The organism is Grimontia celer, from assembly GCF_900055185.1.
Taxonomy (GTDB): Bacteria; Pseudomonadota; Gammaproteobacteria; order Enterobacterales; family Vibrionaceae; genus Enterovibrio; species Enterovibrio celer.
The window spans coordinates 926,027-949,743 of sequence record NZ_FIZX01000001.1; the positions used below are offsets into that span (position 1 = coordinate 926,027).

Annotated in this window: 19 protein-coding genes; 13 read left to right on the forward strand and 6 right to left on the reverse strand. The window is 47.9% G+C overall.

What is annotated here, in order from left to right:
* The first annotated feature begins 243 nt into the window (after nt 1–243).
* The 8 genes from hinT (at nt 244) to GCE9029_RS04235 (ending at nt 7,390) form a co-directional block, all read left to right on the forward strand.
* On the forward strand, nt 244–594 hold the full coding sequence (hinT, locus tag GCE9029_RS04200) for a purine nucleoside phosphoramidase (protein WP_062661168.1): 351 nt from the start codon (nt 244–246) through the stop codon (nt 592–594).
* Entirely contained in the window at nt 594–2,036 is a 1,443-nt protein-coding gene (locus GCE9029_RS04205; RefSeq protein WP_062661169.1) for a COG3014 family protein, read from the forward strand. Before hinT ends, GCE9029_RS04205 begins: the two co-directional genes overlap by 1 nt.
* The gene (locus GCE9029_RS04210) at nt 2,036–2,422 is read left to right on the forward strand and encodes a YcfL family putative periplasmic lipoprotein (RefSeq protein ID WP_062661170.1); all 387 of its coding nucleotides are present in this window, start codon (nt 2,036–2,038) and stop codon (nt 2,420–2,422) included. The genes GCE9029_RS04205 and GCE9029_RS04210 overlap by 1 nt, the downstream gene beginning before the upstream one ends.
* A 22-nt stretch (nt 2,423–2,444) precedes the next feature.
* Entirely contained in the window at nt 2,445–3,038 is a 594-nt protein-coding gene (gene lpoB, locus GCE9029_RS04215; RefSeq protein ID WP_062661171.1) for a penicillin-binding protein activator LpoB, read from the forward strand.
* Between the two features lie 3 nt (nt 3,039–3,041).
* Nucleotides 3,042–3,884, forward strand: a complete 843-nt coding sequence (locus tag GCE9029_RS04220; RefSeq protein ID WP_082804271.1) for a phosphotransferase — start codon at nt 3,042–3,044, stop codon at nt 3,882–3,884.
* 35 nt (nt 3,885–3,919) lie between these two features.
* The gene (locus GCE9029_RS04225; protein WP_062661172.1) at nt 3,920–4,771 is read left to right on the forward strand and encodes a DUF6279 family lipoprotein; all 852 of its coding nucleotides are present in this window, start codon (nt 3,920–3,922) and stop codon (nt 4,769–4,771) included.
* 209 nt (nt 4,772–4,980) lie between these two features.
* A complete protein-coding gene (ycfP, locus tag GCE9029_RS04230; protein WP_062661173.1) occupies nt 4,981–5,520 on the forward strand; it encodes an alpha/beta hydrolase YcfP in 540 nt (179 codons plus the stop codon).
* Nucleotides 5,521–6,097: 577 nt separating this feature from the next.
* On the forward strand, nt 6,098–7,390 hold the full coding sequence (locus tag GCE9029_RS04235) for an NAD(P)/FAD-dependent oxidoreductase (RefSeq protein ID WP_046307840.1): 1,293 nt from the start codon (nt 6,098–6,100) through the stop codon (nt 7,388–7,390).
* A 44-nt stretch (nt 7,391–7,434) separates the two neighbouring features.
* On the opposite strand, the gene GCE9029_RS04240 is transcribed toward GCE9029_RS04235, so the two are convergent.
* The 5 genes from GCE9029_RS04240 to GCE9029_RS04260 all read right to left on the reverse strand — a co-directional run bounded on the left by GCE9029_RS04240 (nt 7,435) and on the right by GCE9029_RS04260 (nt 15,526).
* Nucleotides 7,435–9,819: a bifunctional diguanylate cyclase/phosphodiesterase gene (locus GCE9029_RS04240; protein ID WP_062661174.1), complete on the reverse strand. Its 2,385-nt coding sequence runs from the start codon at nt 9,817–9,819 to the stop codon at nt 7,435–7,437.
* Between the two features lie 147 nt (nt 9,820–9,966).
* Nucleotides 9,967–10,518, reverse strand: coding sequence for a GNAT family N-acetyltransferase (locus tag GCE9029_RS04245; protein WP_062661175.1), 552 nt, complete (start codon nt 10,516–10,518; stop codon nt 9,967–9,969).
* A gap of 105 nt (nt 10,519–10,623) precedes the next feature.
* Nucleotides 10,624–11,448, reverse strand: a complete 825-nt coding sequence (locus GCE9029_RS04250; protein WP_062661176.1) for a peptidoglycan binding protein CsiV — start codon at nt 11,446–11,448, stop codon at nt 10,624–10,626.
* A 34-nt stretch (nt 11,449–11,482) separates the two neighbouring features.
* On the reverse strand, nt 11,483–14,947 hold the full coding sequence (mfd, locus tag GCE9029_RS04255) for a transcription-repair coupling factor (RefSeq protein WP_062661177.1): 3,465 nt from the start codon (nt 14,945–14,947) through the stop codon (nt 11,483–11,485).
* A 12-nt stretch (nt 14,948–14,959) separates the two neighbouring features.
* A complete protein-coding gene (locus GCE9029_RS04260) occupies nt 14,960–15,526 on the reverse strand; it encodes a PilZ domain-containing protein (RefSeq protein WP_062661178.1) in 567 nt (188 codons plus the stop codon).
* Between the two features lie 302 nt (nt 15,527–15,828).
* On the opposite strand from GCE9029_RS04260, the gene lolC reads away from it, so the two are divergent.
* The 3 genes from lolC to lolE are packed head-to-tail and all read left to right on the forward strand — an operon-like array spanning nt 15,829 to nt 18,960.
* Entirely contained in the window at nt 15,829–17,025 is a 1,197-nt protein-coding gene (lolC, locus tag GCE9029_RS04265) for a lipoprotein-releasing ABC transporter permease subunit LolC (RefSeq protein ID WP_062661179.1), read from the forward strand.
* Nucleotides 17,018–17,719: a lipoprotein-releasing ABC transporter ATP-binding protein LolD gene (gene lolD / locus GCE9029_RS04270; RefSeq protein ID WP_062661180.1), complete on the forward strand. Its 702-nt coding sequence runs from the start codon at nt 17,018–17,020 to the stop codon at nt 17,717–17,719. Before lolC ends, lolD begins: the two co-directional genes overlap by 8 nt.
* Nucleotides 17,716–18,960, forward strand: a complete 1,245-nt coding sequence (gene lolE / locus GCE9029_RS04275; RefSeq protein WP_062661181.1) for a lipoprotein-releasing ABC transporter permease subunit LolE — start codon at nt 17,716–17,718, stop codon at nt 18,958–18,960. Before lolD ends, lolE begins: the two co-directional genes overlap by 4 nt.
* 123 nt (nt 18,961–19,083) lie before the next feature.
* Here the strand turns inward: lolE and GCE9029_RS04280 are convergent, their stop codons facing one another.
* On the reverse strand, nt 19,084–19,641 hold the full coding sequence (locus GCE9029_RS04280) for a DUF2062 domain-containing protein (RefSeq protein ID WP_046305865.1): 558 nt from the start codon (nt 19,639–19,641) through the stop codon (nt 19,084–19,086).
* A gap of 32 nt (nt 19,642–19,673) precedes the next feature.
* Here GCE9029_RS04280 and GCE9029_RS04285 point away from each other — a divergent pair, with 32 nt between their 5' ends.
* Entirely contained in the window at nt 19,674–21,923 is a 2,250-nt protein-coding gene (locus tag GCE9029_RS04285) for a DNA internalization-related competence protein ComEC/Rec2 (RefSeq protein ID WP_062661182.1), read from the forward strand.
* A 35-nt stretch (nt 21,924–21,958) separates the two neighbouring features.
* Nucleotides 21,959–23,716 (forward strand): lipid A ABC transporter ATP-binding protein/permease MsbA, encoded by a 1,758-nt coding sequence (gene msbA / locus GCE9029_RS04290; protein ID WP_062661183.1) that lies wholly within the window; start codon nt 21,959–21,961, stop codon nt 23,714–23,716.
* The last annotated feature ends 1 nt before the right edge of the window (nt 23,717 follow it).

Sequence of the window (23,717 nt, forward strand, 5' to 3'; positions counted from 1 at the left end):
AAAAGGTCAATACTTTCGAACCTTTGAAGTGAGACGCAAATTTGTTGAGAGAGTGGTTAATAAACAGCTATGGGTTGATAAACGGAGCCGAAAGCTGTTTCGAGGTTGGACTGAAATTGTTACGGAAAGTGAAGATTTGGTGTATTGAACACGAAGTGTGATAAAAAACACTGTTCATTATTGCCCAATTCCTTTGTCTCTAGCATACTTACAGCTCTGTAACTGATTCATTTGGAGTTGCCCGTGGCTGAAGAAACCATATTCAGTAAAATCATTCGTAAGGAAATCCCGGCTGACGTGGTTTATCAAGACGATCTTGTAACCGCCTTCCGAGACATCAACCCTCGTGCTCCAAGTCACATTCTTATCATTCCCAACAAGCTGATCCCGACTGTTAACGACATTGAAGCTGAAGATGAAGTGGCGTTGGGACGCATGTTTACCGTAGCGCGCAAACTGGCAGCGGATGAAGGTATTGCAGAAGATGGTTACCGTTTGATCATGAACTGCAACAACCACGGTGGCCAAGAGGTTTACCATATTCACATGCATTTGGTGGGTGGTCGCCCTCTGGGACCAATGCTGATTGGTTAATGATTAGAAAGCTTTCTTTGGCTCTCGCTGGCAGGCGCAGAGCCAATTTTTCGTTTACAAAGAAATTGGTGGCATTCAGCCTTGGACTTAGTCTGGTTGGTTGCGCCAATCTTTCTGCACAGGCGCTGTTCAGCCACTACTCTGCTGCATTGCAGCAACCACACGCTTTGGTTGCAAAAGGCGAATACCAAAAAGCATTGGAGCAGTTGCCGGATTCGCCAGACGGTGAAATTCTCAATGGTATGGAAAAAGGGCGTCTATCTCTGCTTTCCGGTGACCTTGAGCAAAGTAAAACCGCACTGGAACAAGCTGATTTGGCTGCAACAGAACAACAAGACAAAGCCATAATCCAACTCTCTAAAGGTGTTGATCAGATAGGCGCCTTGGTGACCAATGACAATATGATCACCTACATGCCTCCGGACTATGAGTTGGGCTTTCTTCATTTGTACCTGATGCTGAATTACTTGCAGGAAAATGATCTGCAAGGCGCTTTGGTTGAAGCAAGACGCGCTAACCAGGTTCAGGAGCGCGCGAAGAGGCTGCGTGAAGGTGAGCTTCGTAATGCCTCAAAAACAGCGTCGCAAAATGGTATTGATGACAATGTTGGAGCGGTGCTCTCTAAGTACCCACCAGCAGGTAACTTATTAGGCTCAGTGCAAAACGGCTATCTGTTTTATCTTTCAGCGCTTCTCTACGAAGCGGAAGGTAATCTCAATGGTGCCTTTATTGATTACAATCGTGCGCTGGCTGTAGAGCCTGACAATCAATTTATTGCCGATGCTGCGAAAAGAGTGGCTTTTCGTCAGGGGCGACGCGACGAGCTGAAATTGCTTGAGAAAAAATATGGCAAGTATCAACGCCTAGATAGATCGAAGGGCCAGTTGATCGTGTTAAATGAACAAGGCGTAGTAAACGCCCGAGATTTCTGGCGATTGCCGCTGTGGCTGTCTGACAGCAGGGGTAACCTCGAAGCGCATACGGTCAGCCTCCCGTACTATCGTTCTCATAGCGCTGCACCTCAAAGAGCTATAACGGTGAATGGTCAGTCGGTAAAGCCAGAGCAACTGGCGAATGTTAACGGTATGGCGCAAAACGCATTGAGTGAAGCGATGCCTGCAATGGCAGTAAGGCAAATCCTGCGCGTTGTGGCAAAAAATGAGATGCGTAAGTCTTTGTCAGAAAATGATGAAAGTGGCATTGGCAATCTCGTCGTCAACATCTTTAATGTGTTGAGTGAGCAACCGGATACCAGAAGCTGGCAGACACTGCCTGAAAGTGCAGGCGTCTATAGCGGGTTTTATTCTAAAGGTCAGCATACTGTGAACGCTGACGGACAATCTATTAACGTAAACATAGAATCAGGAAAAACCACGTTAGTTTGGCTTTCCAGGCAGGGCGGTCAAGTGGTTCATTGGCAGGGGATATTAGGAGGCATATGATGAAATATGCAGCAGTTCTGTTATCAGCGAGTATGTTGCTGGCAGGTTGTGCGAACAACACAGCTGGCATCAGCATAGATAGCAGTAATCAGAATGTGGTGTTGGGAAATTCGGTGTTGGCGAAAAACCTCGAATTTGGCAACGCAAAAACCAGTGTCGTGAATGAACGACTGCTGGCTCAGGTGATGGTGACCAATAAGAGTGACGAGTCCCAAAATCTGCAGTACCGCTTTAACTGGTATGACGCTCAAGGTCTCGAAGTAGACAGCGGCAAGTCCCCGTGGCGTCAGTTTATCGTTTACGGTGGGGAATCCGTGACACTTCAAGGTGTGGCACTGAACCCAAATGCGAAGAACTTCCGCGTCTCGCTCAGAAATATTCAATGACTATAACGAAATAGGTAAGCCAATGAAAAAAAGCTTAATTGTGCTCGTGGGTGCTGCAGCGCTCATCTTGGGTGGTTGTGCCAAGCAGGTGAGCTATGGTGATGCTCAGGAAGTGGAAACGACGACGATAGATTTCGGCTCGACTGATCTGCAAAAAATCGCTGTAGAAATGACAGATAGCATGCTGTCTTCTGGTTCTGTTACTGCCATTACCCGCAGCAACCGCCCAATCGTGTTTGTAGAGTCAATCAAGAACAAAACCGCTGAACACATTGATACTGAATCAATCACTGACACTATCAGCACTCGTTTGATTAACTCTGGCAAATTCCGCTTTGTTGACATGACCCGCGTTGAAGCGGTTCGCGATCAACTGGATTTCCAAAACAATGATGCGCTGGTAAACCCAGGTACTGCCATTCAGTTTGGTAAAATGGTCGGTGCGCAATACATGCTGTATGGCAACCTGTCTAGCATCAACAAGCAAGACGGCAGCGACAAAGACGTTTACTACAAAATGACCATGCGTCTGATGGATCTGGAAACCGGCCTTATCGAGTGGGCTGACGAAACTGAAATCCGCAAGAAGCAGTCTAAGTCTCTGATTGGATGGTAATCATTGCTTTCAGCTGATGAAAAAGAAAAGGCCGCAGTCATCGAAAGACTGCGGCCTGATTTTATTATTGAGCAGGCAGAATTTCTTGAGGGCGGATTAAGTAACCGCTGTATGAAACTGACTGCGAATGATGGTAGCCAATTTGTTTGGCGACCAGAAGCAGCATCTACAAAGGCATTTGGCTTAAGCCGTGATAATGAATTTGAAGCCTTAACCTTAGCGTCAACAGCAGGCTTGACTGTCCAGCCAGTAAAACGTTATCCGGAGGGATTACTGAATCCCTGGATTGAAGGTGAGACCATGACGGAGGCTTCGTTGGACATCGCCGCGACGCTTCAAGCTAAGGTCCACGAATTGCCACCTCTTTCGAACACGTTTGACCCTTTCGATAAAGGGTTAGTGTACTACAGCAACCTTTCCGCAAGCTCGTTGAATGATTCATTGAATGCGGTTCATGAGCACTTTCAGAAGCATAGATTTACTTCAGGCATGCCGCTTGCTACTTGCCACTATGACTTGGGTTACTACAATTTTATCCGCCAAAATGACGGTGAAGTTAAAGTCATCGATTGGGAATATGCTGCGTTGGGCGATCCGGCGATGGACTTAGTGATGACTTCTCTCGCAAATGGACTGGATCTTGAAACCTTGGTGAATCGATACTGTCAAATTAGACGTATAGACTCAGTTGCCGATTGGTTTGATGCTTGCAGAATGTGGCAACCAGTGGCGGCTTACCTGGGTGTGTTGTGGTTTGCATTGGGTTATGAGCTCTATGGCGAAGGGATCTATAAGGAAAGAAGCGCATTTTTCCTGAAACAACTTGAAGGCCACATCGCGAGTTAAATGAAGGCAGAATGTATTAAAGGAGAGCGAAGGAAATGAAACTCGGCAAATCTTCAGTCAGACACTTCTTCTTGTCGCTGGCCGCTGTATTCCTGCTCTCTGCCTGCACCAACCAGTTTGCTTACAACACGCTTCCTTTCTGGATTGACTACTACCTCTCTGATTACGTTGATACAACATCTGCTCAACAAAAGCAGCTGGATAACGATCTTGAAGCATTCCATGAATGGCATCGCCAGAACGAACTGCCAAAAATTCAGGCTTTGCTTGACCAACTTGAAGCAGATATGGCGAAGCCACTGTCTTACACGCGCATTGGTGACTATCACCACCTTGTTAATACCCGCATCAAGGCCTCACTGGAAGGGCTTACCCCGACTCTTGTGAATTTGATTTCATCGATGAGTGACGAGCAGGCCCAGAATTGGCTCGATACAGTTAACAAAAACATCGAAGAAGCGGTCGAGAAGGCCAACGAAGGCAGCGCAGACGAGCAGCAGGTGCGCCGTCAGGAACGGTTAGTCGAACGGGCAGAGTTTTGGGTCGATTCGGTCAATGCTAAACAGAAGAAACAGTTTCTGGAAATGGCAGGCTACCAAATCGAAATGCGCCCTGTGTTTTATTCGATTCGTAATGAATTGATGATAGAACTCGAAGGGATATTGATGAACCGGCAAGACCCCAATCTTGGCGAGCGAATCAATGCCTATTTCTCCCACCTGATTGCTTTCCAAAGTGAGCAGCATAAAAACGACATGGCGTTGTATTTAGCTCGACGTTATGAGCTATTGCAGCGTCTGGATCGCCATCTGTCTGAGAAGCAACGAACCGCAATGCGCAACAAGCTTGCCTCTTACAGCGAAGACATTACTGCTGTTTTGAACTAGTGTGGCCCGGTAATCGCCAATTCGTCTCAAAACCTTGAGGCGTACCCGTGTTTCTGTCTTAACCCTTAATAATGTGTGTGATTGAGTGGTAGTATTTCTGAACCAAGCTTTTTGAACCCGCTTGTTTTCGGTTCAATGCCATTTAGAGCGGTTAACTTGGGAAAAGATTAAAAGCTGGGTGAACCAGCGACGAGTGAGAGGGACTTTTAGTGATTATTTATCTTCACGGCTTTGATTCAAACAGCCCGGGAAACCATGAAAAGGTCATGCAACTGCAGTTTATTGACCCAGACGTTCGCTTCATCAACTACAGCACACTTCACCCTAAGCACGACATGCAGCACCTTCTTAAAGAAGTGAGCAAGCAGATGGAAATGTCAGACGACAAATCGCCTCTGATTTGTGGTGTCGGACTTGGCGGCTTCTGGTCTGAGCGCATTGGCTTTCTCAGTGGCATCAAGCAGGTGATCTTCAATCCGAACCTGTTCCCGCAGGAAAACATGGAAGGGCGTATCGACCGACCTGAAGAATATGCCGACATTGCAACTAAGTGTGTTGAGAATTTCCGCACCAAGAATGCCGGTCGCTGCATGGTAGTGTTATCAAAAGAAGACGAGATTTTGGACAACTCGCGTTCAGAAGAAGCATTGAGCCCTTACTACGACATTGTTTGGGATGAAGCGCAGACGCATAAGTTTAAAAGCATCTCTCACCATCTGCAGGCCATGAAAGCGTTTAAAGACGCGTAACATTTCGCTTATACCCAAACAACCTGAAGATGCTCGCATTGAGGGCCTCCCTTCGGGCGAGTTGACTGACGCCGTGCTCTTTGTTGTTCCTTTTTGATGGAGGTGACTACACCTGCAAAGGAACGCCGCGATCACAACGCCAGTCAAACTCGCTGAATCCGGCATCTTCAGGTTATTTGGGTATATATGTTTAAAGAGCATCAGCTGGGAAGGTTGGTGCTCTTTTTGTATCAGCCGTGTTATCAATTGGCGCGAAACTCATCAATCTCGTCTATTTTCGCTGCATTTAGTGTGGATTTAGGGATTTAAAAATTGATTGAGATCAAGTGACCTGTATAATGGTTTCAACAAAAAATGAGCACCATGTCATAAAAATGCGGGTGTCAGCGTGCAACAAAACATAAACAAAAATGCGCGTTTATAACGTTGAAAACAAAAGCTCTTTACCTCTCCAAACGATATTTATAATCGACCGAATACGAAGGTTGTTTAAACACATTTTCTTTCATCACGCGAATCTGTTATCGCGGGATGTAGCCCAATTTTTTCGTATTTAAATCATGGTGAGGAAGTAATCGTGACCAAAATTATTGTAGTCGGTGGCGGTGCTGGTGGCCTCGAATTGGCAACCAAACTAGGACGCACACTTGGACGTAAAGGACGCGCCAAGGTCACTCTTGTTGATCGTAAAGCAAGTCATCTCTGGAAGCCGCTTCTGCATGAAGTTGCGACCGGTTCCCTCGACGAAGGTGTGGATGCAATCAGCTACCGCGCCCACGCAAAAAACCACTATTTCGATTTCCAACTCGGTAGTCTGTCTGGCATCGATCGTGATAACAAAACCATTAAACTGGCGGCGTTGCACGATGAAGAAGACGGTGAGCTGCTGATGCCTGAACGTGAACTGAGCTATGACATTCTGGTGATGGCAATCGGTTCAACCTCCAACGACTTCAACACCGCAGGTGTTCGCGACAACTGTATCTTCCTGGATAGCCCTGAACAGGCGCGCCGTTTCCGTAACGAAATGAACAATGAGTTCCTGAAACTGCATGCGAAATCCGGTAATGGTACCGTTGACATAGCGATTGTTGGTGGCGGTGCAACAGGTGTTGAGCTTTCCGCTGAGCTGCACAATGCCATCAAAGAACTGCACAACTACGGTTTCCAGGATCTGGATAGCTCTAAGCTTAACGTTACTCTGGTTGAAGCCGGTGAGCGTATTCTTCCTGCATTGCCGCCACGCATTTCTGGTGCGGCGCAGCAAGAATTGATCAAGCTGGGTGTGAACGTTCGCACCGCGACCATGGTTGTAAAAGCTGACGAAGATGGTTTGGTAACCAAAGACGGTGACAAGATCCCAGCGCAAATCATGGTATGGGCAGCCGGTATCAAAGCGCCGGATTTCCTTAAGGACATCGCAGGCCTTGAAACGAACCGCATCAACCAATTGGTGGTGAAATCAACGCTGCAAACCACCCGTGACGAAGACATCTTTGTTATCGGTGATTGCGCAGCTTGTGAACAACCGGACGGTACTATGGTTCCACCTCGTGCTCAATCAGCACACCAGATGGCAAGCCGTTGTTTCTCGAATATCGTGGCGAAAGTGACAGACCGCGAACTAAAGCCTTACATCTACAAAGACCATGGTTCACTGGTTTCCCTTAGCCGTTTCTCGACCGTAGGTAGCCTCATGGGTAATTTGACCCGCGGTTCGATGATGGTAGAAGGCCGACTGGCGCGTGTGGTTTACATCTCTTTGTACAGAATGCACCAGATCGCGCTGCACGGTGTGATTAAAACCGGCTTGATGATGGTGGTTAGCCGCATCAACCGTGTACTTCGCCCGTCGCTGAAACTGCATTAACTGCAGGTTTTTGAAAAAGAAAAGCTGCCAGATGGCAGCTTTTTTTATGCCTGGCCTAAATGGGGTTTTAACAAGAACGGCGCAAAGATTTTTGGCGTCGAGTTAAGAGCTTCAATGCGATTTGATACAGCGCAGGCTGGATGCCAGTTAATCAACTCCTCAACAGGTAATGGACGTGAGATCAGGTAGCCTTGTATAGAAACGTCTCCTTGTTCTAATAACCACGTCAGCTGTTCTTCCGTCTCCACTCCTTCTGCCACCACATCCATTTCCAGGGTTTTCGCTAACTGGATCATTGCTGCGCAAAGCTTGGTAGAGCTTCTATCAGAGTCGATTACATTGGTGATGAAGTGGCGGTCTATTTTCATGACGTCAAAAACGTATTCTCCTAGTAATGAAAGGGATGAATATCCCGTACCAAAGTCGTCCAGATAAAGTCTAACTCCCGCCTTTCTCAATGCTTGCAGTGCTTGTGCGCTGGCTTGCTCATCTTCCATCAAGGTTGATTCAGTAATCTCTAGTCCCAACTTATAGGGGGCAATTTTGTTTTGCTCGATAAGTGATTCCACAAAACTGATGAAAGCTGGGGAAACCAGTTGTTTAGCTGAGACATTGACGGTGATCCCTGGGTAGTCAAATCCTCCGGATTCTCTTTGCCAATACCCGAGTAGCTGACAGACACGGGCCAGAACCCAACGGCCGATTGCATGGATCTGATTAGTGTCTTCTGCAATGGGAATGAAAGTCATCGGAGAGATAGAACCCAGTTCAGGGTGATGCCAACGCAGTAGTGCCTCGAAATGGTGGACTCTGTCCCCCTTACAGATAGGTTGGAACACCAGTGACAGTTGGTTTAATTCAAGCGCATAACCTAGGTCTTGCTCTATATTAAAACGCTGTTGGGCCTTTTCCAGCATATCGCTGTGAAAAAAGGTAATCGAAGCACCGCTTTCTTTTGCATGATACATAGCGATATCTGCTTGTTGGATAATATCCAAAAGCGTAAAGCCGTGATCTCTGATGGTTGAAATACCGATACTAGCGCCAATCTGAATATCGTGGCCATCAATGAGGTATGGTTGGTTGATGGCATCAAGGTAAACGCTTGCGCTTCGATAAGCACCATCTTGTGTGATCACATCTGGGAGACAAACAACAAACTCATCACCTCCAAAACGAAACGCTTTATTTGGAGATTGGGTGGCCATAAAAAGACGATCAGCCACAGCTTGAAGAAGTTTGTCTCCAATTAAGTGGCCGAGGGAGTCATTGACGTTTTTAAAGCGATCCAAATCAATAAACAGGATGGAGAAACCAAAGCTTTCAGCGTTCTGTAATTTAGATTGTTCTTTCTCCAACCGTTTTTCCAACGCCAGCCGATTATTCAATGACGTTAGGCTGTCATGGTAAGCTTGAAACCGGAGCTTCTTTGTCTGTTGTGAAACCAACTGGTTAGCGAGTGCGAGTCGACTTGAATAGGACCAAATACAAAAGCTCGTGGCGATGGTAAGCAGAAAGCCGAGCACGGTCATGACCAAACTGTAGCGGTAGCTGGCTAGATGATCCTCTCCTGAAGTAAATGTGAACCAAACGCCTTCTTCACTACCTGGGATTTTCACCAAATGTTCCGCTGTGAATATCCTTGCAGTGTCATTTTTGTTTTGTGGCAGGGTCTGAAATAGGAAGGCGCTATCATCATTTTTGTTGCTGAACTGAGGCCTGACGGAGATCTGAAGGTTATCCAGTGTACTGTAATCTGGCCAGATTGCAGAAAAAAAGCTATCGAAATAAATAGACGTGACCAAGTAACCTTTGAGCTCCTCTTCGAGGATGACTGCTGAGAACAAGCGCACGCCATGCTGATCGTCTTTTTCGAAAAAGCTCGCTTCCGGACTACGTTGGAAAAATGCTCGCTCCATGGCATGTGCAAACTGGCACTGGGACTCTGCACGCCAACCAATATAGTTCTCTACCTGATTCTCTGGAGAAACATAAAGGACAGGAAAGGCATAGTCACTTAGCGCCCATGCACATCTATAGTCAGGCTGAGGATAGGTTTGATAGTTGTTATAAGAGTCATCCTCACTACCGGCGACTCTATTCTCGAAGTCATCAATGTAATCCCTGAATACTTTTGGCAGCCAAAATACGGAGTGAATGCCCGAATTTTCTCGCGTGCGACTTGCCAGAAATTGCTGGAATTTCTTCTTACTCAGGTTTTTGTCGGTCTGGAAGTAGAGCTGAGCGGAGAGCTGCAACTCATGGAATGAATAAAGGGCTTTCTCCAAGCCCTTTAAACGTTGTTCAATCAGTGTGTTGAAGGCACTCTGTTGACGCTTTTCGTCAATGTGAAAAACAGCGAAACCGCTGCATAACGCCGCAACTGTACCAACAACGAACACGATCCAGTGTAGATTTCTGGAAAACATTATTTCTAGTCAGTTAATTGTTAATAAGCCCGATTATAGGAACAGCTGTTACGGTGATTTTTAGGTTTAGTGACAGTTCGATGACAGAGTCTTAATTTCGAGATGACGCATCATTTTGAATGAAACAAGATTATATCTTCATCAACTTTAAAGAATATCGCCCGGGACCAGGCTGTAAACCAGGCCTTCGCGAGCTTCACCATCATACATATAACGATTACGTGCACGGCACTCAAATGTGGCTCGAAGCTTTTCTGCAATACGGATGCTGGCTTCGTTAGCAGGGTCCATTACCAGTTCAAGGCGTGTTAAGAGAAGATGAGTGAAGGCGAGGGTGGCAGCCACTTCGCTGGCTTCTAGGGCATATCCCCGGCCTTGGAACTTTGTGGCAATCCAGTATCCAAGGTTCGCCATATTGGCGACGCTATCAATACTGGAAAGGTAAACACAACCGACAAGTTCTCCTGTTTCGATTTCAAATGCAGCCAATTCAAAACTTGCCCCTGTTAACCAGCCCTGGCGGCTACGATTAACCCAGGCTTCTGCATCCATATCATCGAATCCTTCATGGCACCAATCCAGCCATGGGCTGATGGTGTCTGACGATTCCGCGATAGCTTTTTTGAGCGGTGCGACATCGACTTGCTTGAGTGCACGCAATATGAGGCGATCAGTCTGGAATTCAAGGTTGGCTTGCATGGTCTGCTCGGTTGGTTTGTATCGTTATAGTTTTAGTTAAAAACGCTGAAAAAACAACGCCCTCAAATGAGGGCGTTGTAGAAAAATTCTAATTCACAAAAGCGCTTATTCAACGCGAGTGACCTGAATAATCAGGCCCATCAGTGGGTGATCCAGATAGTGGATTTCACCGCTTCTCATGCGACGTTTTTGCTCAAAACCATACGATTTCAAGTATTTCTCGATGGAGTAGGTGCGTTCCAGCTTTTGAAGCCCGGTCAGTGCACTACCTTCAGTTACCGCAGCAATATTTGAGCCTTCAGCAGTGACGCCTTCCACTTCGGTTGCCACTTGGTTATCAAGAGGAACCGGAACAGCCTGAACTTCTTTCAGAACCTTACGTTCACCAGGTTCACGCAGCGCGAGGTCGGTTTCAATGAACAGATAGTGTTGAACGTATACACGAATAAAGCCATCCAGCTCATACATTGGGCCGCTGACTTTGTCTGTGGGCTGATAGCCGTCAGGAGCGGACTCACTGGTCACCAGAGGCGCATCTTTCGACGTGCCATCTTTATAGAAGCTGTCGCCAAAATTACGCCCTGCAGTGAAACGCAGTTTAGGCATAGAGCCGCGTCCACCATCGTTTTGACGCCAAGCGACATGCGCTAGTGGTTTGAAACCTGCATGGTTAGCCAAGCGATTGTATTCCGCATTCAACTGCCATTGGTTTTTAGGAAGCACTTGCAGACCACGTGCCGCCAGTGTTTGTTTGTCGAAAACAGAAACAGCACCACTCAGATTGATGTCCGGCTGCGCATCTGGCCAGTTTTCCTGAACAGCGTCAGGGTTCTGGTTACGCTTGAATACAATCACTTCAACGTCGAACCAACGTTCAGCGAAGGAAGGCCAGCTAATGACACACAGCAGCAGGATAATCAGCTTTTTCAAGGCATTACTCCGTTTTAAAGCCAGTTGCCTTCTTCTAGGCAACCAATAAATTCTCGGCAAATTGGTTTAATAGTGTTTCGATGAACTCAACCCGCTCACGGCGATCAGTGAGCGATTCTACGATTTTGAGTTTGGTTGGTCCTTCAAAACGATAACGGCTTGGGTGGGATTGTAACAGACCCACCAGGAAGCCGGGATCAATTTGGGCGTTTTGAGTAAACTCGATCACACCGCCTCTGTCGTGTGCGTCGATCTTACGTACACCCAGTTTCGCTGCATCCAGTTTGAGCTGCTGTACTTTGAGCAAATTATTCGCTGCATCAGGTAGTAAGCCGAAGCGATCAATCAACTCAACGCGCAACTCTTCGATATCATCGGAAGATTTGGTTCCCGCAATACGTTTGTACAGTGACAGGCGCGTATTGACATCCGGGATGTAGCTGTCGGGTAATAATGCCGGAAGTCGAAGCTCAACATCTGTCTGTTGATTAAGAAGATCGTCAAGTGATGGCTCTTTGCCTTCTTTTAAGGCTTCAACGGCTTGCTCCAGCATTTCCATATATAAGGTGAAACCAATCGACTGAATCTGACCACTTTGCTCATCACCCAGAAGTTCACCCGCACCACGAATTTCTAGATCGTGGGTAGCCAACGTAAAGCCTGCGCCCAAATCTTCGAGTGAAGCAATGGCTTCCAAGCGTTTGACTGCATCTTTGGTCATGCGTTTTGGGTGAGGGGTTAGCAAGTAGGCGTAAGCCTGATGATGCGAACGACCAACACGGCCACGCAACTGGTGAAGCTGAGCAAGGCCAAGGTGGTCAGCACGGTCCATGATGATGGTGTTAGCCGTCGGAACGTCGATACCGGTTTCAATGATGGTGGTACACACCAATACGTTAAAACGCTGATGATAGAAATCAGACATGATGCGTTCCAGTTCGCGCTCTCGCATCTGACCATGTGCCACAGTAATGCGTGCTTCTGGCACCAGCTCTGCCAATTCATCAGCAGTTTTTTCAATCGAATCAATGTCGTTGTGCAGGAAGTAAACCTGACCACCGCGCATGATCTCACGAAGCAGCGCTTCACGGATCAGTGATTTCTCGCGCTCACGGACGAATGTTTTTATCGCCAGTCGGCGAGAAGGCGGCGTAGCGATAATTGAAAGGTCGCGCATGCCGCTCATTGCCATATTGAGTGTTCGCGGAATTGGCGTTGCGGTGAGCGTTAGGATGTCGACATCCGCACGCATTGCTTTCACTTTCTCTTTTTGGCGCACGCCGAATCGGTGTTCTTCATCGACAATCAACAAACCCAGATCGTTGAACTTCACATCGTTTTGAAGAAGCTTGTGGGTACCGATAAGAATATCGACTTTACCTTCGGCGCTGTCTGCCAGAATTTGCTTTTGCTCTTTCGCGGACTTAAAGCGGGAAAGCACTTCAACGCGTACTGGCAGGTTAGCAAAACGGTCGCGGAAGTTTTCAAAATGCTGTTGGGCGAGTAGGGTAGTCGGCACCAACACTGCTACTTGCTTGCTGTTATTCACCGCAAGGAAAGTGGCGCGCATTGCCACTTCAGTTTTACCAAAGCCTACGTCACCACAAACAAGACGGTCCATTGCAATTGGCTGACACATGTCAGATAGCACCGCATTAATGGCGTTTTTCTGATCGGCGGTTTCTTCAAACGGGAAGCCTGCGCAGAAGTCGAGGTAAGCCTCTCTGTCATGTTTGAACGCAAAGCCCGGTTTAGTGGCGCGCTTGGCGTATACATCAAGCAGTTCTGCTGCTACGTCGCGGACTTTTTCTGCCGCGCGCTTACGGGCTTTCTCCCATGCTTCACCACCAAGCTTGTGCAGCGGTGCGGTTTCTTCTGCACCACCACTGTAGCGACTAATCAAATGCAAAGAAGCAACGGGCACATAAAGCTTGGAGCCTTGTTGGTATTCGAGCGTGACGTATTCAGTAGTAATACCACCGGCTTCCAAGGTTTGCAGACCGAGGTAGCGGCCAACACCATGCTCAAGGTGAACAACGGGTTGCCCTATCTGAAGTTCCGCCAGGTTACGGATAATGGTGTCGGAATTAGTCGTGGCTTTTTTATTGTCACGGCGACGCTGCTGAACAACACGCTCGCCGAGCAGATTGCTTTCACAAATTAGCGCAAATAAAGGGCTTTCGCATTGGAAGCCAATTTCAGCTGGGCCGACAACCATAGCGAAATTGGTGGGAGTATCGAATGCTTCATTGAGTGACCCACAAACCATAGGGCGAATTTTGATGCGTGCAAGCAGGTCCAGCATGGCTTCTCGGCGGCCTTCTGTTTCCACCGAGAAAATGATTTTGCCGGAAAACTCTTCAGTGAATTGTCTTAGCGCGCCCAGTGGCTCTTTGAGCTGTTGATTAACGGTCAGTTCTGGAAGAGGGGTAATAGGGGCGTTGGTTCTGCCCGCTTTGTCTTCCGTCGAGTCGATTTGAACCTTGATGCGTGGGTAGTTCTTAAAAGCTCCAAACAGTTCATCAACGTTTTGCCAGATGTCGTTTGGTGGCAGCAATGGACGAAGAGGATCAACACGTCGTTGGTCATAGCGGTAATCCGCATCGCTCAAAAATTGTTTGGCGGCTGATTCCACATCACCTTTAGTCAGTACCAAGGTATTCTTTGGCAGATAATCAAACAGGGTTTCTGTTTCATCAAAGAACAGTGGCTGCCAGTACTCGATGCCTGCTGGCCAGGTTTTTTTACTGACTTGCTGGTAGATAGATTCTGGTTCACGACGAGCTTCAAAGCGTTCACGCCAGCGCCCGCGAAATTGCTCAACTGCTTCATCATTCGTTGGGAATTCATGGGCAGGTAGCAGGTTGATGCTGTCCAACTCTTGTGTCGAACGCTGATTCTCTGGGTCAAATTCACGGATGGTATCCACCTCATCGTCAAAGAAGTCGATACGGTAAGGTTGGTTTGAGCCCATTGGAAAGAGATCGAGAATAGAACCGCGGCTTGCGTATTCACCATGCTCGATGACTTGATCAACATGACGATAGCCTGAAAGTTCCAGCTGGTAACGCAGTTTTTCCAGTGACAGCAAATCGCCTTTTTTCACCATTAGCGCATGCTGAACCAAGAACGAACGCGGCATGACGCGCTGCATGAGTGTGCTGACAGGGATCAGCAAGATACCATTGGTTTGTTGCGGCAATTGATACAAGCGCGCGATGCGGTCGGAGATTATGTCTTGATGCGGTGAGAAGTTGTCATAGGGCAAGGTTTCCCAATCAGGAAAAACGTGACACTCGCGACCAGTAAACTGTTTGATCTCAGGTTGCAGCTTGAGGGCGGTTTGGTTATCCGGCACCACCATCAAAATGAAGCGATTCTGCTGTTCGGCAAGGGTAGCAACCGTCAGGGGAAGAGAGGCGCCGATCAGATTAGCGATGACGCGGGTGTCTCCTGCTTTTTCAGGAGCAGGTAAATCAAATAATGCGTTGTTAGTCATGAATTCTGGGGCTTAACTGTTTCTTTCCAATGCGCGTTGACGGAGGAGTTTTTGCTGTTGATGAAGCGCAGCGCGGATTAACACGTCTTTGTCTTCTTCTTGAAGGCGAATATATTTCACGCCAACAGCAAACTTACCGTTTTTTTCTTTGCAGCCGTAGACGCTACCGTAGCAGTAAATAGCAGAAGGTGGGTTCTCAAGAAAGAGCTTCAATCGCACATGCTGACCTTTCTCGAAAGCTTTTCGTGCAATGAAAGTAAGGCTGCTTGCACCGAAGGTTTCGGTTTGATAACGGAGTTTAGGGTTGTCCTGTTGCGATAGCATGAAGCCGAGCAGCAGGTTGATTTTTTGATTCTGGGCCTGCAGGAATTTGGTCAGGGCTTGGCTGTCATCGTGGTGCAGGGCATGAATTTCTTTCTCCACGCTGCTGTCGAGGTCTCCACATTCGCTTGCAATGCGAAAAGCGACAGGGATTTCTCGGCCAAATTCGGCTTCAGAAGGCACATGCTCGTCGTCCCCAAGAACCTCAACATTGATCTTGAGGTGCGCATGTACGGAAAAGTATTCGTCCTGGCTCATCAGTAATCCTAAAACCCTGTAGTGCTATTGATTATACCCGCAGTGGCACGATTTACCCAATCAGCCTGTTGAAGAAGTGTTTATTTTCACAGCACTTAGACAAGCTCGATACTTCAGGTTGTTTAAATTACGGAACGTTTAGCTTGAAAAAGCATCTGATTACCGTGTTCCACATGTGGTTTCGTGGCAATTAGCTGACCTAAAAGGTATTCTTCTTGCCAAAGATTGTTATTTGTTTTTGTGGTTCTCTCTAAGGTCAACAGACCTTTTTACTGCGAAACAACGTTTTGAGATCTCATTTTATGTTTCACCCTTTACCGGTGTTTATAGGGCTGCGCTATCTGAGGGGACGATCCGGCGATAAATTCGGCCGCTTTGTCTCTTATATGTCAACGGCGGGTATCACCATTGGTGTGATGGCGCTGGTGACCGTGCTTTCTGTGATGAACGGCTTTGAAGGCCAATTAAAACACCGCATTCTTGGTGTGATTCCACAAGCCATTGTGGCGGGCGATGCCCAACACGCGCCGGACGTTAACACCTTGGCTAATCTTGAAGGCGTGACGGGAACAGCACCTATCGTCAGCACTGACTCAGTTGTTCAGAGCCCTAAGTCCATTTCGGCCGGTAAGTTACTTGGCGTGGATGTTGGCGCGCGTGAGCCAATCCGTGAATTTATGGTTCGTGGTGACTTCGATTTACTGACGCCAGGCAGTTACAATCTGGTTCTGGGCCGCAAAACGGCGCGCGATCTGGACGTTTCTGTGGGGGATAAAGTCCGTGTGATGATCACCAGCGCCAGCCAGTTTACCCCTGTAGGACGCATACCTTCCCAACGTAATTTCACCGTAACAGGTATCTACGACACGGCGACTGATGTCGATAATCAACTGATGTTCGGTAATCTCAATGATGTCGCTCGTCTCATGCGTCTTCCCCGTTCCCAGCCAGCGGATCTAAGGCTTTTTGTTGAAGAGCCTTTCAACGTGCCGATACTTGAAAAAGTCGCAGAGAGCATGGGCTATGAATGGTCAGACTGGCGTGCGCTGCGTGGTGAGTTGTTCCAGGCCGTAAAAATGGAAAAGAACATGATGGGATTGATGCTGAGCCTGATCATCCTCGTTGCGGCGTTTAATATCATTTCCGCACTGATCATGGTGGTGATGGAGAAGCAATCTGAAGTTGCCATTCTCAAAACACAAGGTATGAACCATAACGGTATCGTCGCGTTATTCGTTGTCCAAGGTGCCAGCAGCGGTGTAATTGGTGCACTGCTGGGCGGCGTTGCGGGCTCTGTATTGGCGCTGAACATCAATGAAGTCATGGCGATATTCAACTTGAGCTTGTTGGGGGGCGGATTGTCGCTGCCAGTGGTTCTGAAACCTGAGCAAGTGCTTTCTGTCGTGATTGGTGCGATCGCACTAAGTCTTATTGCAACCCTGTTCCCGTCGTTAAAGGCGGCTTCTGTTCGTCCAGCCGAGGCGCTTCGCTATGAGTAATGCATTGTTAACCTGTTCCAACGTCACCAAAACTTATCAGGAAGGGGAGTTGGAAACTCACGTATTAAAAGGCGTGTCGTTCTCGATTGAAAAAGGCGAACTGGTAGCAATTGTTGGTGCGTCGGGCTCGGGTAAAAGTACGCTTCTCCATATTCTTGGTGCGTTGGATACATTGACCGAAGGTGATGTGTTTTTTGAAGACAAAGACCTGATGAAAATGCGAGCCTCAGAGCAGGCGACGCTGCGAAATCAAAGCATTGGTTTTATTTATCAGTTCCACCACCTTCTCGCGGATTTTACGGCCGTAGAAAACGTAGCCATGCCGCTGATGATTGGCGGTGAGAAGCCTGTTGAAGCGAAGCGTCGCGCGATGGAAATGCTGGAAGCAGTTGGTATGGGCCATCGTGGTGAGCATCGTCCGTCAGAGCTTTCCGGTGGTGAGCGCCAGCGTGTTGCGATTGCCCGTGCTGTAGTGAATCGTCCGGCGCTGGTATTGGCAGATGAACCAACCGGTAACCTCGACCACAAAACTGCGTTGGATATTTACGATCTAATGCGAGAGTTAAATAAGGAATTCAATACCGCCTTTTTGGTGGTGACTCACGACCGTGAGCTTGCGCAGAAACTGGATCGTCAGCTTTCAATGCTGGATGGTCAGTTTGTGGAGTCGAACGCTGAGGCCGTGGCATCATGATGGATTCTTTAGCGCTGTTTATCGGGCGCAGATTCAGCAAAGCCAAACGACGCAACAAGCTGGTCTCCTTCATTTCTGTCTCTTCCATGATTGGTATTTCAGTGGGTGTAATGGTCATTATTGTTGGCCTTTCAGCAATGAACGGCTTCGAACGCGAATTGAATAACCGCGTGCTGGCAGTGATTCCCCATGCCCAACTTGAAGGTGTAGAAGCGCCAGTAAAAGCGTGGCAGGAGATGAAAGAAACCGCAGAAGCTAACCCATGGGTTTCTGCAGGTGCACCCTATGTGACGTTTACGACCTTGTTGGAAAAAGGGGCCAACTTAAAGCCGGTGCAAATCCGCGGTATTGACCCAGAACAGGAAGTGCGTGTCAGTAATATCGGTGATTACGTGCTTGATAACGCTTGGTCGACACTCACTCCAGGAAACCATGCCGTGGTGCTGGGTAAAGGCATTGCAGATGGTTTGGGTGTTGAAGTCGGAGATTGGGTGACAGCGTTGGTGCCTTCGCCGGATCCAGAATTAAAGCTGCGTGCGCCGCAACGTATCCGCATGCAGGTGTCTGGGGTGCTTAGCTTGGGTGGTCAGGTTGATCATGGCTTGGCGCTGGTGCCTATTCAGGATGCACAGCAATATCTTGATATGGGTGATGCGGTTTCCGGCGTTGCACTGAGAGTCAAAGACCCACTTGAAGCGCGAAAGATTGTTCGTGAAGTGGGTTACACGCTCAAAGAGTATGTTTACCTTAAAAACTGGACGCAGGAATACGGCTTCCTTTATCGCGATATCCAGATGGTGCGCGCGATTATGTATCTGGTAATGGTGTTAGTCATCGGCGTGGCCTGCTTCAACATTGTGTCTACCTTGATGATGGCAGTGAAAGACCGTGCCGCAGATGTCGCCGTACTGCGAACTATGGGCGCAAAAGATGGCCTGATCCGATCCATTTTTATCTGGCACGGTTTTCTTTCCGGTTTGATAGGAAGCCTGGTGGGCTCGGCTGCGGGATGTTTGATTGCACTGAACCTGACAACAATTGTTGGCGGGATTGAAACACTGACAGGTCAGGACTTCCTCTCAGGTGATATCTACTTTGTTGATTTCCTGCCAACTCAACTACAAATGGGGGATGTCTTACTGGTATCCGTCACCGCGATTGTGTTGAGTCTACTGGCAACGTGGTATCCCGCACAGCGAGCCTGCAAGTTGCAACCCGCTGCTGTATTGAGCGCAAGGTAACGGTGATAAGTTGCGCGATTACATCTTAAGGCGAAAAGGTCGCATATCGGCTCGCAGCCTGAATCGGAATAAAAAAATACCCCGCCAATGCGGGGTATTTTTTTATGTGTCTGTTTTCGTTTTCTAGCTGTCAGTTTTGGTTTTTTTCTTCTTTAGCGCTTTGATTTTTGGCAGGCGTAGGCGGCGTTTTTGCCAGCTTCTGACCACGGAATATCGCCAAATCCCCCTGACACCAAAATACCCGATAAGACCAAATACCACGCCACAAACGAAGGAACCCAACAGGAAAGGAGGTCCAATCTGGCTCATTTGATTGAACAGGAAATCCCAAGTCAGTTCAAAGTGGAAGTGGTAGTCGGGCGTGCCCATCAACCATGTTCCGACTTTGTAAGCGCCCCAGAATATCAAAGGCATGGTAATGGGGTTGGTGATCCAAACCAATGCAACAGAAAGGGGCAGGTTAACGCCAAACATGATCGCAAGGCCAGCAGCCATGATCATCTGGCTCGGCAGCGGAACAAATGCCATAAACAGGCCAACGGCAAATGCACCAGACGCAGAGCGACGGTTCAAGCACCAAAGGTTAGGGTCATAAAGCAGATTGCCAAAGACCGCCAGCGCCTTTTGCTTGCGGATAACGTCGTGTCTGGGGAGAAATTTTTTAATTATTTTTCTTGGCATAGATCTTCATTTCACACGGAACGGCTACCGATATGAAAATCATGTTCGGTATCGTGGTGGCTATAGTCTCGCTTAGATGGTGGCCAGCGCTCCCGGAACCCTCGCTAATACTTGGGCTTCTCGCTGTCATCCTTGTCCAATGCAAACGCGTTCCCCTGTTTGTAATTGGTCTCACCATTGGCTGTCTGGTGGCGTCCAGTGCTGCGTCACTGCATTTGTTTAAAACCAGTACCGCTTTGACAGTGGTTCAGAATACTACCATAGCGGGCAAAGTTGGCAGCCTTTTTACAGGGGAAAATCAGCAAACAAGTGTAATCTTTGATGTCGACACGGTGAATGGACGGAAATTGAGCGCCTTTGATAAATTCCGTGCTCGTCTTTATTGGCGCAGTGAATCTCCCGTAAAACAAGGGCAATACTGGGAGCTGAAGGTCCGAATCCGTGAACCTTATGGCAGGGTAAACGAAGCAGGGTTTGACGCAGAAACCTATTTTCTCTCAAAACATATTCATGCCAAAGGCACGGTACTTTCTGCGAGTCTGATTGACGAGGAAATATCTGCTAGGCAGTGGCTTTTTGACCGGACATTTCCCCAAATCCTTCCTTTCGAAAACAGCGCATTTCTCATTGCACTCGCGTTTGGTGAAAGGGCCTTTCTAACCAGCCAAGATTGGATGACGCTCAGGAATACAGGCTTGGCACACCTTCTCGCGATTTCAGGTCTTCATATCGGTTTGGCATTCTTCTTTGGTTACAGTGTCACTAAAGCTTGCCTGCCGCTATTCAATCGATCAGATAGATATCTCTGGCTTTCGATACTTGCAGGTTTGGGGTGTGCTATCACCTATGCTTGGTTGGCGGGCTTTTCTTTAACAGCTCAAAGAGCGCTCATTGCTTTGATCGTTTTCATGGCGATTCGACAATCGGGTTTTAGCGTTAGTCCTTTCAATACCTTTTTGTTAGTGCTGGGCATTGTATTACTTATTGATCCGCTGTCGGTGTTCTCCGTCAGTTTCTGGCTTTCCTTTGGTGCGGTGATGGTTCTTTGCGTTATGACGTTTACGACTGGACGAGGAGAGTCGAAAGGTCCGTTGAATTACGTCATCCAGCTATTTCGCATGCAGTGTTATCTCATTGTCGGCATGTTACCGCTTACATGGGCATGGTTTGGAGGAGTCAGTTTCCTTTCTTTACTCTGCAATCTAATTGCTGTGCCCATCGTGAGTCTGCTGACGGTACCAATCATATTGCTCTCGCTTCTTACGAGTTCAGTATTTAGCGCCGCGTGGTTATGGCGTCTCGCTGACTATTCACTTTGGCCTATTCGTCAGATGTTAAACCATGCCGATATAGGGTGGCTGGATATTCAACACACATCCATTATGTTTGTGCTTGTTGTTGTGGCGACTTTTTATCTCGTGGCTATTTCGAAGGTTTCGGGGATAAAAATTCTGTTGCTTGCACTGATAATGACGTTGGTAAGCTGGCGTGGCTCAGTGCAAAAAACGGAAGGATGGAAGGTCGATATTCTTGATGTCGGACACGGACTGGCAGTGTTAGTCGAAAAGAATGGAGAGGCCATCCTCTATGACACCGGCGCTGCATGGTCTTCAGGCAGTATCGCGCAATCCGTGATTGAGCCCATTATTTCTTCCAGAAACAGCAAACTAACCGGGTTAATTTTAAGTCACGGAGATAATGACCATTCCGGCGGGGAAAATTGGGTCATTGAAAACCTTTCTCCAGATTGGGTGAGAGCGCCTGAAACTGGCGGTGGGTATATTCCTTGTGTCCGCGGTGTAGGCTGGCAATGGCAATCGCTGAACTTCGAGGTGCTATATCCCAAAGAAGTATCTGAAGAGGCAGAAAACGAAGACTCTTGCGTTGTACGTATCTCAGACGAAAATTATTCAGTATTGCTGACGGGAGACTTACCCAAAGAGCAGGAGAACTGGCTGGTAGAGTGGGACGCTGATGTCAGTGCAAATGTACTGCTGGTTCCTCATCATGGTAGCAAGACGTCTTCATCGTCAGGATTTATCGATGCAGTCAATCCCAACGCGGCGATCGCATCGACAGGTCGATATACTCCTTGGAACTTGCCGAACCCCGAAGTTGTCGATAGATACCGCGAGCGCAACATTTCCTGGTATGAAACCGGACAACACGGCCAAGTGAGTGTACATTTCTCAGACAAGGGTTGGCGGGTTAGTAGCCAACGTCTTGATATCGAGCCTTTTTGGTACAGGAAGATGTTTGGACCACCCCCAATAAAAGAGTAGAATGCCCGCTACTTGCAAGAATATAAGCAAATAACATGTCATCAAACTACCAAGACAAAACTACCTGGGAAACCTTTAAGCAGCTGTGGCCATACATCGCTAACTACAAAGCGGGTTTGGTGGTTGCTGTTATTGCGTTGATTGTTAACGCTGCGGGTGACACCCTTATGGTTTCTATGCTTAAGCCTTTGCTTGATGAAGGCTTTACGTATGATGCAGTCGAAAGTGATTTCCTTAAATGGATGCCGCTCTATCTCGTTGGCTTAATGCTGATTCGTGGTGTGTCGAGTTTCGTTTCTGCATACTGCCTTTCTTGGGTATCCGGTAAAGTCGTGATGACCATGCGACGCCGCATGTTTAACCATTTCATGAAGATGCCGGTGAGCTTCTTTGATAAAGAATCTTCCGGTGCGCTTCTCTCCCGTATTACTTACGACTCAGAACAAGTTGCCAATGCGACCAGTGGTGCTTTGGTCAGCCTGGTGCGTGAAGGTGCGTCAATCATTGGTCTGATGATTCTGATGTTCTACAACAGCTGGCAGCTTTCGGCGATCCTTTTGGTGATCGCGCCAATTGTTGCTATTGCGATTCGTATCGTTTCCAAGCGTTTCCGTAAAATCTCTTCCAACATGCAGGAAGCTATGGGCTCAGTGACTTCATCTGCTGAGCAAATGCTGAAAGGCCACAAAGTGGTATTGAGCTTCGGTGGTCAGGAAGTTGAAAAGGCGCGTTTTGAAGACGTATCTAACCGCATGCGTCAGCAAACCATGAAACTGGTATCTGCTCAGGCGATTGCTAACCCTGTGATTCAGTTAATTGCGTCTTTTGCTCTGGTTGCTGTGCTTGTTTTGGCAAACACAGACGCTATCCGCAGTGAGTTGAGCGCCGGTACTTTTGCTGTTGTATTTGCTGCCATGTTCGGTCTGATGCGTCCTCTGAAAGCACTGACTAACGTGACATCACAATTCCAGCGTGGTATGGCTGCGTGTAACAGCTTGTTCGAGCTGATGGAACTGGAAACAGAGAAAGACAATGGTCAACATGTTGCAGAGCGTGTGAAAGGTGATGTTAAGGTCAACGATGTTGTCTTCACTTACCCAACCAAAGATGCGCCAGCGCTTAACCATGTTACCTTCGATTTGCCTGCAGGGCAGACGTTGGCGCTGGTAGGCCGTTCCGGTTCTGGTAAGAGTACCATTGCGAACCTGCTGACTCGTTTCTATGACATCGACAGCGGTGATATCACCATTGATGGCGTAAAAATCGAAGATTACACCCTGAGTAACCTGCGTGATCATGTAGCGATTGTTTCTCAGAATGTTCACCTGTTCAACGACACCATCGCCAACAACATCGCTTACGCCGCGGAAAGTGAATACACACGCGAAGAGATTGAGCGAGCAGCGGACTTGGCTTATGCGTCAGACTTTATCCGTAATATGGACAATGGTTTTGACACAATCATCGGTGAAAACGGTGTGAGCCTCTCTGGTGGTCAGCGTCAACGAATCGCTATTGCGCGTGCTTTGCTGCGTAATGCGCCAGTGCTGATTCTCGATGAGGCAACGTCTGCGTTGGATACAGAGTCTGAGCGTGCTATTCAGGCAGCGTTGGATGAGTTACAAAAAGACCGCACTGTGCTTGTGATTGCGCACCGACTGTCGACCATTGAAAACGCTGATCAAATTCTGGTTGTCGATGAAGGTGAGATTGTTGAGCGTGGCACTCACGCCGATTTGCTCGCCAAAGATGGTGCATACGCACAGCTTCATCGTATCCAGTTTGGAGAATAAC

Bases quoted from the DNA above. Each gene is read 5' to 3' on its own strand.
- msbA (WP_062661183.1), top strand. From the start codon at position 21,959: ATGTCATCAAACTACCAAGACAAAACTACCTGGGAAACCTTTAAGCAG.
- GCE9029_RS04225 (WP_062661172.1), top strand. From the start codon at position 3,920: ATGAAACTCGGCAAATCTTCAGTCAGACACTTCTTCTTGTCGCTGGCC.
- mfd (WP_062661177.1), bottom strand. From the start codon at position 14,947: ATGACTAACAACGCATTATTTGATTTACCTGCTCCTGAAAAAGCAGGA.
- GCE9029_RS04210 (WP_062661170.1), top strand. From the start codon at position 2,036: ATGAAATATGCAGCAGTTCTGTTATCAGCGAGTATGTTGCTGGCAGGT.
- lpoB (WP_062661171.1), top strand. From the start codon at position 2,445: ATGAAAAAAAGCTTAATTGTGCTCGTGGGTGCTGCAGCGCTCATCTTG.
- GCE9029_RS04260 (WP_062661178.1), bottom strand. From the start codon at position 15,526: ATGAGCCAGGACGAATACTTTTCCGTACATGCGCACCTCAAGATCAAT.
- GCE9029_RS04205 (WP_062661169.1), top strand. From the start codon at position 594: ATGATTAGAAAGCTTTCTTTGGCTCTCGCTGGCAGGCGCAGAGCCAAT.
- lolC (WP_062661179.1), top strand. From the start codon at position 15,829: ATGTTTCACCCTTTACCGGTGTTTATAGGGCTGCGCTATCTGAGGGGA.
- GCE9029_RS04285 (WP_062661182.1), top strand. From the start codon at position 19,674: ATGAAAATCATGTTCGGTATCGTGGTGGCTATAGTCTCGCTTAGATGG.
- lolD (WP_062661180.1), top strand. From the start codon at position 17,018: ATGAGTAATGCATTGTTAACCTGTTCCAACGTCACCAAAACTTATCAG.
- lolE (WP_062661181.1), top strand. From the start codon at position 17,716: ATGATGGATTCTTTAGCGCTGTTTATCGGGCGCAGATTCAGCAAAGCC.
- GCE9029_RS04240 (WP_062661174.1), bottom strand. From the start codon at position 9,819: ATGTTTTCCAGAAATCTACACTGGATCGTGTTCGTTGTTGGTACAGTT.
- GCE9029_RS04245 (WP_062661175.1), bottom strand. From the start codon at position 10,518: ATGCAAGCCAACCTTGAATTCCAGACTGATCGCCTCATATTGCGTGCA.
- GCE9029_RS04280 (WP_046305865.1), bottom strand. From the start codon at position 19,641: ATGCCAAGAAAAATAATTAAAAAATTTCTCCCCAGACACGACGTTATC.